We start from the raw sequence: 13,580 nt of genomic DNA, 5'->3' as shown, positions 1-13,580 counted from the left end.
TGACTTCCGATAAAATTCCAGAGGTAGAAGTACTGACCTCGCGATAAAATGTGCCAATTTTGGTGTAGCTTTATTGAGAGAGAAAGAAGTCGTATGGAGGAAGCCGGTTTTATAGAAGTCGATACGGTTCGCCTGGAGTATCGGCGTTGGACCGGATTGCAGCCGCCTATTCTGCTGATGCACGAAGCACTCGGATCAATATCGATATGGCGCAATTTTCCGGATAAACTTGCCCATGCAACGGGTCATGAAGTAGTCGCGTGGTCAAGACAAGGGCATGGCGGTTCGGATCGGCCTGTGGCGCCACGGCTTGCTGACTATTTAAATATAGAAGCTAAAATTGTGCTGCAGGTCATGGATGCATTAGCCATAAAAAAAGCGCATTTTTTCGGGCATAGCGATGGCGCGACAATCGCTATTCTGGCCGCAGCGCTAGCGCCTGAACGGGTAGTCAGTCTGGTGTTGGAAGCGCCTCACGTTAATGTCGAACAAGGGGCGGTAGATGGTATCGTCGTAGCCAGACGCGCGTACGAAACGACGGATTTTCGCCCTAAATTAGCGAGGCACCACAGGGACGTGGATCATGTCTTCTGGTCTTGGCATGATGTGTGGGTCTCTGTCTCTTTTCAAGACTGGAATATTGAACAATGTTTGGCGCAGATACAGATACCGGCGCTGGTTATTCAGGGCTTGAAGGATGAGTATTTTAGTATGGGACAGGCTGAGCTAATTGTGGCCGGGCTACCAGAGGCTCAACTTCTTGCTTTAGAAAACTGCGGACATTCCCCGCATCGTGATCAAGAGGGTGCGGTCTTGCGTGCTGTGATTGCCTTCATCAACGATGCCAAGGCGTGCGTCATTAAGGGGCCGAAAAATATCGCGAAAACACGCTGAAGCGGCGTCACTAATGCGCGCCACGCTTCAGCCTTAATTTGCTTTGTTTTTTTCCTGCCCCGGCGTGTTTCGCCATCTTAAATTCTGGACCAAATTAATAGTTTAGAAGACAGGACCGTAGAGGATCTGCAAAATATCGGCGCAGGATTTCGCGCCGCAATCCTCTGTGCTGGCTGTATTACGTTAAAAGAAGTGCCATGTCGGGATCGCCTTTTTGCATCGCCCTCTGATACCCTGCGCGGCCGCCGATCCGTTGCAGATAACTCAGAATATGCGGATAGGGCGTGAGGTCTAGCGGCAAAAAGTAACGCATGGTCGTTAGCGTGAAGACAATCATGATGTCGGCTGATGTGAGTTCCTGACCTGCCAGATAGTCGACCTCGCCCAGTCGGGCATTGACCAAATTCAGGGCTTGCTCCAATCGGGTCTTGTTACCGGTCAAAGCCGGGTCATCGGAGGACAAATTGAGTCTGCGCAAAGTCATATTTCGTCCCATGTTAGCCTGAAGATTCGCGTTCGCGAAGTGCAGCCAATAGAGATACTGTGCAAAATCCGGATGAGTTGGAGGCAAGGCCAGGCGACCGTCGCCGTACTTGCCTATGATGTATTCAATGATTGCGCCCGATTCAGCCAATATAAGATCGCCGTCGGTAATGGCCGGCGCTGTGCCCAACGGATGCAGCGCCTTAAGCGCTGGCGGCGACAGCATCGTCACGGCGTCGCGCTCGTAACGTTTTAATTCGTAAGGAAGTCCCAGTTCTTCGCAGAGCCAGATAATTCGCTCAGATTGCGATTTTCCCAAATGGTGGATGATCAGCATAAGTAAGTTACTCCAGGAAATGATCAAGAGGTTTAGTGTATCTGTTCTTTTGCATCGTGCGCAAAAGCCTGCGATTTGTGACGACGTTAGTGCGCCGTCCGGGATTAAGGAGATCCAGGTACGAATAGTTGGGGTGGCACTAACCCGAAGTTGACGCGCCCATTTATAGCGCCTATCTTAGGGGCAAACTTTAAGATAATTTGTGTGGACCTTGGATTGCGCGATGGCGGTTTTGCGACACAAATAAGTAGAGATAGCCCTATTTATTGCTTAATCCCAACGAATGCCCTGATTTCTTTAAATGTTGCAGTGCATGATGCGGCCCATAAACGTTATAATTTCGCGCTAATGAATTTTTTACCCCTTCTATAAGACGAGAGACCACATGAGCTTGAATGACGTATCCTCCGGACGTGATCTGCCTAACGATTTCAATGTCATTATTGAAATACCCATGAATGCCGATCCAATCAAATATGAAGTCGACAAAGAATCCGGTGCGATTTTTGTTGATCGTTTTATGGGCACGGCGATGCATTATCCGTGCAATTACGGCTATATTCCGCAAACTTTGTCTGAAGATGGCGATCCGGTGGATGTTTTGGTTATCACCCCGTTTCCACTTTTCCCCGGCGTCGTCGTGCGTTGTCGTCCGATTGGCGTCTTGAAGATGTCCGATGAAGCGGGTCAGGACGCGAAGCTATTGGCTGTACCGGTTGATAAAGTGCTGAGCATCTATACGCATTGGCAAAAGCCGGAAGATATGAACGAACTGCGCCTGAACCAGATTCAGCATTTCTTTGAGCATTACAAAGATCTGGAAAAAGGTAAATGGGTCAAGATTGATGGTTGGGGCGGTCCAGAAGACGCGAAAGCGGAAATATTAGCTGGCGTCGCTGCTTACAATAAAACGCTCGAAGCTAAATAATGTAATTTGTGGCAAAGAAAAGCGCACCTCGGTGCGCTTTTCTCGTTTTCGTTGCAACGCAGTGGAGCGGTATGCACAGCAAGACGGATGCTGTGATGACAATGTAACTAGTTGTATAACCTACCATTTGGCACGGTTCTGGCACCATAGAGAAAGCGTGCTTACTAATTACAGCAAGCCTAAAGACCGGACTCTTAAGATTTTACTGCTTCCTGTACCGTAGCCACACACCACCGCCTTCCTGAATATCTGCTGAATCCAGAGTAAGGTAGGTTGGGGTGGTCCAGGTATCTTTGGCAATCTCGAATGATGCAGGATGATCCCCACGTCCATCTATAAGTGGCAAGATGAGAACACTGACCTCATCGACAAGTCCGGCGTGTACAAATGATCCGCTTACGGCGGGGCCGCCTTCGACGATTAGACGCTTGGTGCCGAGTTCATCCGCAAGGGTCGCAACAACCTTTTCCAAATCAATTTCTGTCTTGCCACCAAAGATGTAAGACACGTTAATGGATTTCAGGTAAGCCAGATAATCATCCGATACCGCTTCTGTCACAACCGCGACCACATGCGAACCCAGCGCTTCGTTGCTCTTCCAGGCTACTTTTCCATGAGGATCAATCGAGACGGCATAGCAGTCCGCATCACGTTTGGCAAAATGATGAATGCGTGGGACAGGCGCTTTGGCCAAGCCCCGCTGATAATCGTCGCCGTGCGCGATTTCCTGCATGGTGACTCTACCGCAGATCCACGCATCGAACTTAAACTGCTGAGCAAGCTTTTCATACAGCTCACCGGCATTTTTTTTAAAAGGGCGGGCCCAGCCGTCGGTGAGCGCGTGTCCATCAATAGAGGACAGCATGTGGCAAATGACATACGGCTTCATAGAAAACTCCCAACAATCTTTAATAGTTAATAAATTCGGATGATGTCAGCCTATCGGCAAACGATCAGATTTATTTAAGATTACCACATCTAAATTTTCAAAAAGGGCACCCCCGTTTTAAGCGTAAACGTTATAAGTCTGTTAAGATTGTAAGGTGAGACAGCGTTCCAATGCCTCGATGATAAAAGACAAGCTGCTGAAAACAGGATTCCCATCCTATGACTGTGCGGTAAAGTCGATCGTCCTCATGTGAGGTGTTGCAGTAACCGTCCGCATGCCGCCATAGGTTGTCAAGCAGCGTTCGATATTTTTCATAAAACAGCGTACCTATTTGACAGCCAACTTTCTCCATTAAAACGATTTTCGGCAGGCATATAAACAATCGTTCCTCATCCCCTTGTACAGCTCCAAATATATGACCCTGCGTCCTAAAACCGTGATCGTAGCCAGTGTGGCCATTGCCTGCGCGATTCTTTCTATTACCTTATGGGTTTTACTACAGATGCGGCACGACGCATTGAGGCGCGCAAAGGAATCTGCATTAAACGTATCGCTCTTGGTTGAGCGTGATACCGCGCGCACTCTTGAGGTCTATGACCTGTCACTGCAGGCAGTTATCGAGGGACTCCGGCACCCCGCTGTGGTCAAACTATCGGTCGACCTGCGCCAATTGGTGTTGTTTGATCATTCTGCAACAGCCCAAGACATGGGGTCAATGTTGGTTCTCGATAAGGATGGCAAGGTTGTAATCGAATCGACGACGACGACGCCCCTTCCGGAAAACTTAGCGGATAGCGATTATTTCAAAGTCCATCGCAATTCCTCGAACGTCGGGCTTTACATCAGTCATCCGTTTGAGTCACGGCTTGGAGGACATGGGGCCAGCATCGCTTTGAGTCGGCGCCTGTCGCATGCGGATGGGAGCTTTGCCGGTGTGGTCGTTGGGACCATGCACCTGAACTATTTCAGAAAACTGTTTGTCGGCATGCATTTGGGGGCAGGCGGTTCGATGGCGCTGATGCTCGCGGATGGAACGATGCTGATGCGTCTGCCTTACGACGCGAAGATCGTTGGGCAGAGTCTGATCGGCACCCCCAACTACACGTTATTTACCAAGGTTTCGAATGGGGAATTTTTTGGCACGGCGGCCATCGACGGCATGCGTCGCTGGTACACGTTCCGTCAAATCGGAAAATTTCCGTTGATCCTGGATGTCGCCCTTGCTACCCAAGACATATACGCGGAGTGGGATCGCCGCACCTGGATTATCGGGTTCTTAGTCGGCGCGGTAGACCTGATGATCATCGCACTGTCCCTTCTGTTCGCGCAGCAGCTTAGATGCCGTTTGGCGACGGAAGCTGAGCTACGATCACTCGCCAGAACGGATGGCCTGACGGGTCTGTACAACCGCCGAACTTTTGACGAAATTGCCCAAATAGAATGGCGCCGAGCGCAGCGCAAAGATCTGCCGTTGTCGCTACTATTAATTGACGTCGACCAATTTAAAGATTTTAACGATTTTTACGGTCATCCAGCCGGAGACGATGCGCTCGCTGCCATCGCCCACTGCCTCAATCATGCCATTCGGCGGCCAGGTGATACCGCCGCGCGCTACGGAGGGGAAGAATTCGTTGTGCTACTGCCAGACACCGATCTGGTGGGCGCAGCCCAAGTTGCAGAACATATTCGCTCGTCAGTACAGGCACTCGAACACCCCCACTTAACCAGCGCTCATCAGATCGTCACGGTCAGTATCGGGATTGCATGCACTACCGAGCAGCAATTTGCAACGTTAAGAGCGTTCGTGAGTACGGCGGATGCGGCGCTCTATGACGCAAAAGCTAGGGGGCGCAACCAGGTTGTCTGAAAAAAATTATCGGACATGACCGCTACCATTCAGAAATAAAATATACAGAAACGCTGTAAATAACACAGTGCTCCGACATTCCCGTGAGGCAAACCTCGCAAAAAGCGAGAGCAAAGAAGTCTCTGATGTTGACTGCGGCCAGCGTTTTAAGGGATTGCGCTAGCCGCAGCAGATACACTTAGTGCATGTAAGACCTGGAAAATAGCATAGGGATTTTCAGTTGTTAATGTCCCGTATTTGTTCCAACGACCATAGTTTGCATACCTTGACCGGTGCCGGAAGCGCCGCTCATATCCATGTCTGGACGTGAGCCACTGTTCATCATGCTGGAGCAACTTGTTAATAATAGACTGCAGGCAATCAGGTATTTTTTCATTTTTAAACTCCTTCTATGAAAGTGATGCCATTGTCGGCAAACGCGACGAGATGCATCAGTCTTAGTGTAGACACTGAGTGCAGATTTGCACGGATTTAATGATGCGGACTGGAGCATGTCCGGTGTTGATCTGCCAAATTTAGTTGCAGCGGACGGGACGTGATCTTTACCTGGCGGGTTTGAGTAGCAGGATTAATCTCGCACCAAATTGATTCAGCGCCAGACCACATAACACCAGTAATCCCGCCGTTATTTTCCACCATTGCAACGGCTCATCAAGCACCAGCGTTGCGCTGAGCATGCCCACTACGGGTACTAATAGCGCAAATGGGGCAATGGTGGCTGCGGGATATTTGCGCATGAGCACCGACCAGATACCAAAACCGATGATCGTATTTGGATACGATTGAAACGCCACGGTGCCTGCGGATCGCCAGGAAAAGTGCGATGCAGCACTGGCCCATGCCGCTGGTCCTTCGGTCAATATTGAGGCCAACAATAACGGCGGCACAGCAACCAGAGAGCCCCACACCACGAGCGCCAATGGATTCACTTTGCCGATGGTTTTGGTCACGATATTGGCTGCTGCCCAGCTGACGCCAGCGCTGACAACCAGCAAAAATCCAATCAATGTAGCCGCGCCGTCAAGGTGAGCGGCGACCAGCCCCATGCCCGCCAATGCAATGAAAGCCCCTATCAACTGCGCTGCACGTGGGTGTTCTTTGAGGACTAAAACCGCAAGGCCGATGGTAAAGAAAGCCTGTAACTGAATAACCAAAGACGCCAGGCCGGCGGTAAAACCAAGTTTCATTCCAGAAAATAACAAAGCAAATTGCAGCGCGAACTGAAACAGTCCGTAAGCGATCAGCAGGTGCCACGGGATAGCGGGGCGCTTGATGAAAAAAATCAGCGGTATGGCGGCAAAGAGGAATCGCAAGGCCGAGAACAACAATGGCGGCAGGTCGTGCAAGCCGATTCTTATGACGACAAAGTTAAAGCCCCAAATAGTGACCGTCAAAAGCGCGAGAAGAATATCAGTGAATTGCATGTTCGGGATTTTGCATGGATCAATGGCATCGCCGATGGGCACTTACCAAAGAGCAAGCCTTTCTATTGAGGAGACGTTATTGTTGTTAGCGGCACACCGTGCGCGCTTTTTATTCTTTCCAGTGAGTCTGCGCTAAATCTCCGCTTATGGTCCCCGCTTATGGTCCTCTGTCTCCGTCTGGTCATCGTTCCGAAAAGGGTTGCGATCATTGAGCTCATCCATATAAGCATCGATACCGTTGCTTTCCCGTTCCAAAAAATTGGCGACGGCATTGGAAAAGTCGGGATGGGCGAGCCAATGGGCGGACCAGGTTTTTTGCGGCAAGAAGCCACGTGCCATTTTATGTTCGCCTTGTGCGCCGCCTTCAAAACAACTTATTTTTTGCGCGATGCAAAACTCTAGTGGCTGATAATAAGAAGTCTCAAAATGCAGGCAAGGGACTTCTTCAAGGGCACCCCAGTAACGGCCATACAAGGTTGTCTCTGTGTGGATCAGCAGCGAGGATGCAATGGGGTGACCATCGCGTTCGGCCACAATCAACAAAATGTTTTGTGGCATGGTCGCGCCAATACGCTTAAAAAAAGCCAGATTCAGATACGGCGTAGATCGATGTGCAGCATAGGTATGCCGATAACAGCGATTGAAAAAGACCCAGTCGGCCGCGGTAACGTCGGCACCCGGAACATGCCGGAAAGTAATGCCGGCATCGGCCACCTTGCGCCGCTCTGCGCGTATATTTTTGCGTTTTTTCCGTTCGAGGGTTTCCAGAAACGCGTCAAAGTCGCGATAGCCCGGATTGAGCCAGTGAAATTGCACGCCGCTGCGCAGTAAAAATCCGGCAGCTTGCAGTGCTTCGGCCTGATCTGCAGGCGGATATAAAATATGGGTAGAAGAGGTTTGCGTGTCAACACGTAATACCTTGATGACCTCCATTAGCGCAGCGGCCGAGGCGGCGTCACGTGCCATCAGACGCGCGCCCGTAACAGGTGTGAACGGAATGGCGGAGAGCAACTTCGGGTAGTACTCTAAACCACTGCGCTGATAGGCATCGGCCCAGGCCCAGTCAAACACGTACTCGCCGTAAGAATGGTATTTCACATATAGCGGTAAGGCGGCTAACAGTTGCGGTTCAGCGGTATTCTCTTCGGCATGGTCACTCCAGATCGTCACAAATTGCGGTTGCCATCCAGACTGCTCTGACGCACATCCCGCTTCGTGCAACGCATGTAAAAATGCAAAAGACAGAAACGGGTTAGCCTCAGCCTGCAGCGCCAGCAACGCATCCCATGCGGGTTGCCCGATTTCATCCAGAGAAGAAACAATACGTGTGGCTGATTTCAATGGTGGTAGTTTAGTCTGCTTAGTCACTTACTTGATCACTTACTGCGTCACCTATTGAGCTCAGGCAGACGTAGAGGGTTGGAAGAGAAGGGCCAAGTTTAGCACTCAAAGAGATAATAATCCGACCACCCCCATAAAATGGTGATGGTAAATATTCAGGCAATAAACTGGCTAGGTGACACAGAAGACATATTAAGGCGGCGCCCATGCGATAATTGAACGCCAGGACAGTACGCTAAGTACCGCGCTTTGTTATTCCTTGTATCACTCATCGTCACTCTTCACTTACATCATTGCCATGACAGTAAAAGTCGCCATCGCCCAAATTAATAGCACCGTCGGTGATCTGGCGGGTAATAGCGCCAAAATCGCGGAATTTGCACGTCGCGCTGCATCTCAGGGCGCGGATATCGTATTAACGCCAGAGTTATCATTAGTGGGTTATCCGCCCGAAGATTTGTTGCTGCGTCAGGCTTTCTACGATAAAACCGTTGAAGCAATGACTGCTTTGAGCGCCGAGTTAGCCGATTTGCGCGATGTCCACGTGGTGGTCGGTCACCCAATTCTGGAAAATGGCGAACGCTTTAATGCAGCATCCGTGATCGTAAATGGTGCAATATCCGGCACCTACCGCAAGTACGCGCTACCGAACGACGCAGTATTTGACGAGAAGCGCTATTTTTCTTCGGCTGATGCGCCCTTGGTCTTTGAAGTGAAGGGCGTTCGTTTTGGCCTCAACATCTGTGAAGATACCTGGTTTCCTCATGCCCCCGCGCGTGCGCGTGCCGCCGGCGCGCAGGTTTTGCTGGTCCCGAACGGGTCGCCGTTCCATATGAACAAGCAGCATTTGCGCTACGACATCATGCGCGCCAACGTTACGGCCAAGGGATTGGCACTGGTTTACGCTAATCTGGTCGGCGCTCAGGACGAACTGATTTTTGACGGCAATTCATTTGTGATGGACAAGCAGGGTAATGTCACAGCGCAACTCAAGCACGCGGAAGAAGATTTACAGATAATTGTGTTTGACGGCGCGCAGCCGGTCACCGGTACCACCTCTCAGATGGCGCCTACGCTCTCGGTGGAGGCGCAGGTATATCAGGCGTTAGTACTGGGTGTGCGTGACTATATCGGCAAGAACGGATTTCCTGGTGTCTTGCTGGGCTTATCTGGTGGGGTCGACTCGGCACTGGTGCTGGCGATTGCTGTCGATGCGTTAGGCGCTGATAAAGTCCGTTGCATCATGATGCCATCGCCTTATACTGCAGAAATTTCGTGGATTGACTCGCGCGATATGGTGGAGCGACTTGGCGTGCGCTATGATGAGATCTCGATTAATGAATGTTTTAGCGCCTTTAAGTCGACCTTGGCTAAAGAATTTGAGGGCTTGGCAGAAGATACGGCAGAAGAAAACATCCAGGCGCGCATCCGCGGTACTTTATTGATGGCGTTGTCGAATAAATTTGGTGCGATTGTGCTGACCACTGGCAACAAAAGTGAAATGGCGGTCGGATATTGCACCTTGTATGGTGATATGGCGGGTGGGTTCGCTGTCATTAAGGATATTGCGAAGACGTTGGTGTACCGCTTGTGTGCTTATCGCAATACGCTGGGAGAGGTTATTCCGACGCGAATTTTGACACGTGCGCCATCGGCAGAATTGCGGCCCGATCAAACCGACCAGGACTCGCTGCCACCGTACGAAGTGCTGGACGCCATTATGCAAATGTATATGGAAGAAAATCAGAGTATTGCCGAGATTGAGGCAGCCGGTTATCGCACGGAAGATGTGCAACGCATCACGCGGCTGATCAAGATCAACGAATATAAGCGGCGTCAGGCGCCCGTGGGTTGCCGCGTCACGCATCGTGCCTTCGGTCGTGACTGGCGTTACCCGATTACGTCAAAGTTCAGGGAGTGACGGGGAAACAACGTTAAATAGTAACCTTACACGACCAGGCGCCTGCAGCGACCGCATGCGTTACCGGGGGTGGATAAACCGGGAGTGGATAAACAAGTAAAATGCGCGGCCAGCGCTACATTTTTTTCCCGTTTTTAAGCTATCTAAAGATTTTTGTTAATTGCATAGAGGAGTTGTCATGAAGCAAATTACTGCCATTATCAAACCGTTCAAACTGGACGAAGTACGTGAAGCATTGGCTGAAGTCGGTGTTAATGGCTTGACCGTAACGGAAGTAAAAGGCTTCGGTCGCCAAAAAGGACATACTGAGTTATATCGCGGCGCTGAATATGTGGTTGATTTTTTGCCAAAAGTAAAAGTTGAGCTAGTGATTGATGACGCCCTCACCGAGCAAGCGGTGGATGCCATCATTAAGGCCGCACGGACCGGCAAGATTGGCGATGGCAAGATATTTGTCCGCGACGTCGAGCAGGTTATCCGTATTCGTACTGGCGAAACTGGGCCGGAAGCGGTTTAAAGGCTGAAACCTAGGCAGCAGGCAAGCAATTAAGGAGCGCATGCGGCTGCATGTACAGTCACTGACTTGCCTGAGCGCAGTTCAGCAAGGTGCGTGATAAGTAGGCATGAAGTCGCATTTAGTATGAGTAAATACGACTAACTCTGACTAACTAGCGCTAAATGCCACGAAATATCACTTAATGGCGCATAACATCTTCCGACGCAACGCAATGCGCCGTGAATTGCGCGACGTCACATATAGTCGAAACAGCAATTGCTTCGTTGTGTTTTCGACGCGTTAGCGAAACGCTATGCGATTGCCGGGTTGATGCGTACGCGTTAGAAGACGGCACCAATCTGTATGCGTTTGAGGTCCTCCATCAGCGCGAAGGTGATGCAAGGTCACTCCAAGGTGAGTTGTTGCGCCGTATATAATTGCCGCGTAATTATAGAAACCCACCGGACAACTCTTCATGCAGATTCCTCACATAGTACCCACGCAAGATAGCGCTCTCAATACAGCGCTTACAGCAGTGATCAATAATAAGACCAAGCCGTTAGGCAGTCTTGGATCACTTGAGGTAATTGCGCTCCAGATAGGCTTGATCCAGCAAACCACGCGACCTGCCTTAATGCAACCTGCCATCGTAATATTCGCTGCCGATCATGGTGTCGTGGCCGAGGGTATTTCCGCTTACCCACAAAGCGTGACGTGGCAAATGGTAGAAAATTTTCTCTCAGAAGGCGCTGCAATTAATGTCTTCGCGCGCCAGAGCCAGTGTAGCCTGCACATAGTGGACGCCGGGGTAAACCACGATTTTGGCACCCGTCCTAAGCTTATTGCTAAAAAGGTTGGCTTCGGCACCAAAAATTTCATCCATGAAGCGGCGATGACGACCGAACAATGCGCAACCGCGCTTACGCACGGCATTGCACTCATCGGCGGGCTACCCGGAAATATCATCGGTTTCGGTGAAATGGGTATTGGCAACACCACAGCGGCAGCGGCAATTATGCAAAAAATCACCGGACTGCCGCTAGTCGAATGTGTCGGGGCAGGGACGGCGTTCGACGCCACCCGTATATTGCTTAAGCAAAGCGTGATTCAGCGTGCGATCAATCACCACGATCGTGTCGCAACGCCGCTTGAGATTTTGGCCACGTTTGGTGGCTTTGAGATCGCTATGATGGTGGGCGCAATGCTTGCCGCAGCTGAGCGGCGCATGGTGCTACTGATTGACGGCTTTATTGTCACGAGCGCGTTGCTAATTGCTGCCCGATTACGTCCAGAAATACTCGATTATTGCGTTTTTGCGCATTGCTCCGATGAGCATGGTCATCGTCAAATGCTGACTTATTTGAAGGCGCAACCTTTATTGCAAATAGGTTTGCGTCTAGGCGAGGGCACCGGTGCTGCGTTGGCGTTACCACTCGTACAGGCAGCAGTGGCATTTATGGCCGAGATGGCGACTTTTGAATCAGCCTCGGTTGACGCCATTTCTCCACTCGACGCTTAGCCAGAATGTCCGGCATTCCACCCAGTGGTATAAAGTCTGGCGTTGTCGCTAAACCGTTGCATCAACTGCGGTTGTTTTTCGTCGCCTTGCAGTTCTTTACGCGTTTGCCAGTTCCGCGCTGGGTCGGGTTTGATCCTGCATGGCTACACCAGGCGTCCCGCTATTTTTCAGCAGTGGGGATAGTGGTCGGGGCGGCGACGGCGTCAATATACTGGGCTTCAGCTCACTTTTGGTCTCCAGCTGTGGCGGTGCTTCTCTCAACCGTCGGGGGAATATATCTGACTGGGGCATTCCATGAGGATGGGTTTGCAGACGTCTGCGACGGCTTTGGTGGCGGTTATTCTGTGGCACGGATTTTGGACATCATGAAAGACTCGCGGGTGGGAGCTTATGGCGTTATCGGGATTGCGCTGATGCTGGGATTGAAATGCACAGTTCTTGCTAATTTGCCGGTATTGCCAACTGTTGCGGGCTTATTGCTTGCGCATCCGGTCTCACGCTGGATGGCTAGCGCGTTGATCTGGCAACTGTCCTATGTTAAAGCCGAGGGTAAAGCCAAGCCGTTAGCAGACCATATGTCCACCAAAGAGTTTGGGATAGCGGCAATCCTGGCCGCGTTACCTGTCGCGTCGGTCGGTTTGCTGGGCCTGTTAGCGTGGAGCGCAATTGCCACCGGCCTTATATTCAGTGCACTTTCGACGTTATGGTTAGCCAGATTATTTGTGAAGCGCATTGGCGGTTACACCGGCGACTGTCTGGGCGCTGTGCAACAACTGGCAGAGGTGATGTTTTATCTTGGCCTGTCGGCCACGATGGCCCATCTCCGATAGGCATAGCTATGCGACTTCATCTGGTGCGCCATCCCAAACCGTCCATACCCGGCGATGCAGGTGAGGTTTGCTACGGCAGCACAGATTTGACCGTATCGGATCATGAAAACGTCCGGGTATTAGGTCTGTTGATCCAGGTCTTACCAACTAAAGCACCGGCAATATTGTTTTCGAGCCCGCTTCAGCGCTGTGCAGCGCTAGCCAGGCAGTTGTCCGAAGAACGTCATTGGCCCGCACCGACGTTCGATGCTCGCTTGGCAGAACTGGATTTTGGTTATTGGGAAATGCAGCGCTGGAGCAATATCCCACGGCCCGAAATCGATGCATGGGCCAACGCAATGGTCGATTATCGGCCGGGTGGCGGAGAAAGCGTGACCCAGATGGCCGTGCGGGTAGGGGAGTTTTATCGAGATTTGCAGCAACGTGCTTCCGAGCGGCAACCTCAAAGCGAGGAGGTTATCGTCATGTGCCACGCGGGGACGATCCGCCTTCTTTTAGCATGTCAAAAAATTTGTCCTCGCCCCGCCGACCTTTTTAACCGGACTGTAATTGTAAAGATAGCACAGCAGGCAGCAGGGACGCCGCACGCAATTGGCTACGGCGAGGTAGTGTCACTCTCGCTTGAATAGAGAAGGGTGTTGTTAGCAACGT

At 51.0% G+C, this 13,580-nt stretch carries 13 protein-coding genes; 8 read left to right on the top strand and 5 right to left on the bottom strand.

Annotated elements, in window-relative coordinates:
• Nucleotides 1-93: 93 nt before the first annotated feature.
• Entirely contained in the window at nucleotides 94-894 is an 801-nt protein-coding gene (locus HAV38_RS17010; RefSeq protein ID WP_168056592.1) for an alpha/beta fold hydrolase, read from the top strand.
• A 178-nt stretch (nucleotides 895-1,072) separates the two neighbouring features.
• On the opposite strand, the gene HAV38_RS17005 is transcribed toward HAV38_RS17010, so the two are convergent.
• Nucleotides 1,073-1,714 (bottom strand): glutathione S-transferase family protein, encoded by a 642-nt coding sequence (locus HAV38_RS17005; RefSeq protein WP_168056591.1) that lies wholly within the window; start codon nucleotides 1,712-1,714, stop codon nucleotides 1,073-1,075.
• Between the two features lie 385 nt (nucleotides 1,715-2,099).
• Here HAV38_RS17005 and ppa point away from each other — a divergent pair, with 385 nt between their 5' ends.
• Nucleotides 2,100-2,642 carry an inorganic diphosphatase gene (gene ppa / locus HAV38_RS17000; RefSeq protein WP_168056590.1) on the top strand — a complete coding sequence of 181 codons (543 nt, stop codon included), beginning with the start codon at nucleotides 2,100-2,102 and terminating at the stop codon, nucleotides 2,640-2,642.
• A gap of 202 nt (nucleotides 2,643-2,844) precedes the next feature.
• Here ppa and HAV38_RS16995 read toward each other — a convergent pair whose 3' ends face one another.
• The gene (locus tag HAV38_RS16995; RefSeq protein ID WP_168056589.1) at nucleotides 2,845-3,531 is read right to left on the bottom strand and encodes a dihydrofolate reductase family protein; all 687 of its coding nucleotides are present in this window, start codon (nucleotides 3,529-3,531) and stop codon (nucleotides 2,845-2,847) included.
• A 415-nt stretch (nucleotides 3,532-3,946) separates the two neighbouring features.
• Here HAV38_RS16995 and HAV38_RS16990 point away from each other — a divergent pair, with 415 nt between their 5' ends.
• Nucleotides 3,947-5,398 carry a sensor domain-containing diguanylate cyclase gene (locus HAV38_RS16990; protein ID WP_168056588.1) on the top strand — a complete coding sequence of 484 codons (1,452 nt, stop codon included), beginning with the start codon at nucleotides 3,947-3,949 and terminating at the stop codon, nucleotides 5,396-5,398.
• 223 nt (nucleotides 5,399-5,621) lie between these two features.
• On the opposite strand, the gene HAV38_RS16985 is transcribed toward HAV38_RS16990, so the two are convergent.
• From HAV38_RS16985 to HAV38_RS16975, 3 genes are all read right to left on the bottom strand, one after another.
• On the bottom strand, nucleotides 5,622-5,774 hold the full coding sequence (locus HAV38_RS16985; protein WP_168056587.1) for a hypothetical protein: 153 nt from the start codon (nucleotides 5,772-5,774) through the stop codon (nucleotides 5,622-5,624).
• Nucleotides 5,775-5,940: 166 nt separating this feature from the next.
• Complete coding sequence (locus HAV38_RS16980; RefSeq protein ID WP_168056586.1) at nucleotides 5,941-6,822, bottom strand: EamA family transporter; 882 nt, start codon at nucleotides 6,820-6,822, stop codon at nucleotides 5,941-5,943.
• 144 nt (nucleotides 6,823-6,966) lie between these two features.
• The gene (locus HAV38_RS16975) at nucleotides 6,967-8,190 is read right to left on the bottom strand and encodes a GNAT family N-acetyltransferase (protein WP_375791687.1); all 1,224 of its coding nucleotides are present in this window, start codon (nucleotides 8,188-8,190) and stop codon (nucleotides 6,967-6,969) included.
• Between the two features lie 271 nt (nucleotides 8,191-8,461).
• Here HAV38_RS16975 and HAV38_RS16970 point away from each other — a divergent pair, with 271 nt between their 5' ends.
• The 5 genes from HAV38_RS16970 (at nucleotide 8,462) to HAV38_RS16950 (ending at nucleotide 13,558) form a co-directional block, all read left to right on the top strand.
• Complete coding sequence (locus tag HAV38_RS16970) at nucleotides 8,462-10,084, top strand: NAD+ synthase (RefSeq protein ID WP_168056585.1); 1,623 nt, start codon at nucleotides 8,462-8,464, stop codon at nucleotides 10,082-10,084.
• A gap of 178 nt (nucleotides 10,085-10,262) precedes the next feature.
• Nucleotides 10,263-10,601, top strand: coding sequence for a P-II family nitrogen regulator (locus tag HAV38_RS16965; RefSeq protein ID WP_168056584.1), 339 nt, complete (start codon nucleotides 10,263-10,265; stop codon nucleotides 10,599-10,601).
• A 454-nt stretch (nucleotides 10,602-11,055) separates the two neighbouring features.
• Nucleotides 11,056-12,099: a nicotinate-nucleotide--dimethylbenzimidazole phosphoribosyltransferase gene (cobT, locus tag HAV38_RS16960; RefSeq protein ID WP_168056583.1), complete on the top strand. Its 1,044-nt coding sequence runs from the start codon at nucleotides 11,056-11,058 to the stop codon at nucleotides 12,097-12,099.
• 5 nt (nucleotides 12,100-12,104) lie between these two features.
• The gene (locus HAV38_RS16955) at nucleotides 12,105-12,929 is read left to right on the top strand and encodes an adenosylcobinamide-GDP ribazoletransferase (RefSeq protein WP_168056582.1); all 825 of its coding nucleotides are present in this window, start codon (nucleotides 12,105-12,107) and stop codon (nucleotides 12,927-12,929) included.
• Nucleotides 12,930-12,937: 8 nt separating this feature from the next.
• A complete protein-coding gene (locus tag HAV38_RS16950; protein WP_168056581.1) occupies nucleotides 12,938-13,558 on the top strand; it encodes a histidine phosphatase family protein in 621 nt (206 codons plus the stop codon).
• The last annotated feature ends 22 nt before the right edge of the window (nucleotides 13,559-13,580 follow it).

This window comes from Glaciimonas immobilis (genome assembly GCF_011947285.1).
GTDB lineage: Bacteria > Pseudomonadota > Gammaproteobacteria > Burkholderiales > Burkholderiaceae_D > Glaciimonas > Glaciimonas immobilis.
The sequence above is the reverse complement of the archived record's forward strand: the minus strand, read 5'-3'. Positions and strand labels throughout refer to the sequence as shown.

Bases quoted from the DNA above. Each gene is read 5' to 3' on its own strand.
- HAV38_RS17005 (WP_168056591.1), bottom strand. From the start codon at position 1,714: ATGCTGATCATCCACCATTTGGGAAAATCGCAATCTGAGCGAATTATC.
- HAV38_RS17010 (WP_168056592.1), top strand. From the start codon at position 94: ATGGAGGAAGCCGGTTTTATAGAAGTCGATACGGTTCGCCTGGAGTAT.
- HAV38_RS16970 (WP_168056585.1), top strand. From the start codon at position 8,462: ATGACAGTAAAAGTCGCCATCGCCCAAATTAATAGCACCGTCGGTGAT.
- HAV38_RS16995 (WP_168056589.1), bottom strand. From the start codon at position 3,531: ATGAAGCCGTATGTCATTTGCCACATGCTGTCCTCTATTGATGGACAC.
- HAV38_RS16965 (WP_168056584.1), top strand. From the start codon at position 10,263: ATGAAGCAAATTACTGCCATTATCAAACCGTTCAAACTGGACGAAGTA.
- ppa (WP_168056590.1), top strand. From the start codon at position 2,100: ATGAGCTTGAATGACGTATCCTCCGGACGTGATCTGCCTAACGATTTC.
- HAV38_RS16950 (WP_168056581.1), top strand. From the start codon at position 12,938: ATGCGACTTCATCTGGTGCGCCATCCCAAACCGTCCATACCCGGCGAT.
- HAV38_RS16990 (WP_168056588.1), top strand. From the start codon at position 3,947: ATGACCCTGCGTCCTAAAACCGTGATCGTAGCCAGTGTGGCCATTGCC.
- cobT (WP_168056583.1), top strand. From the start codon at position 11,056: ATGCAGATTCCTCACATAGTACCCACGCAAGATAGCGCTCTCAATACA.
- HAV38_RS16985 (WP_168056587.1), bottom strand. From the start codon at position 5,774: ATGAAAAAATACCTGATTGCCTGCAGTCTATTATTAACAAGTTGCTCC.
- HAV38_RS16980 (WP_168056586.1), bottom strand. From the start codon at position 6,822: ATGCAATTCACTGATATTCTTCTCGCGCTTTTGACGGTCACTATTTGG.
- HAV38_RS16955 (WP_168056582.1), top strand. From the start codon at position 12,105: ATGTCCGGCATTCCACCCAGTGGTATAAAGTCTGGCGTTGTCGCTAAA.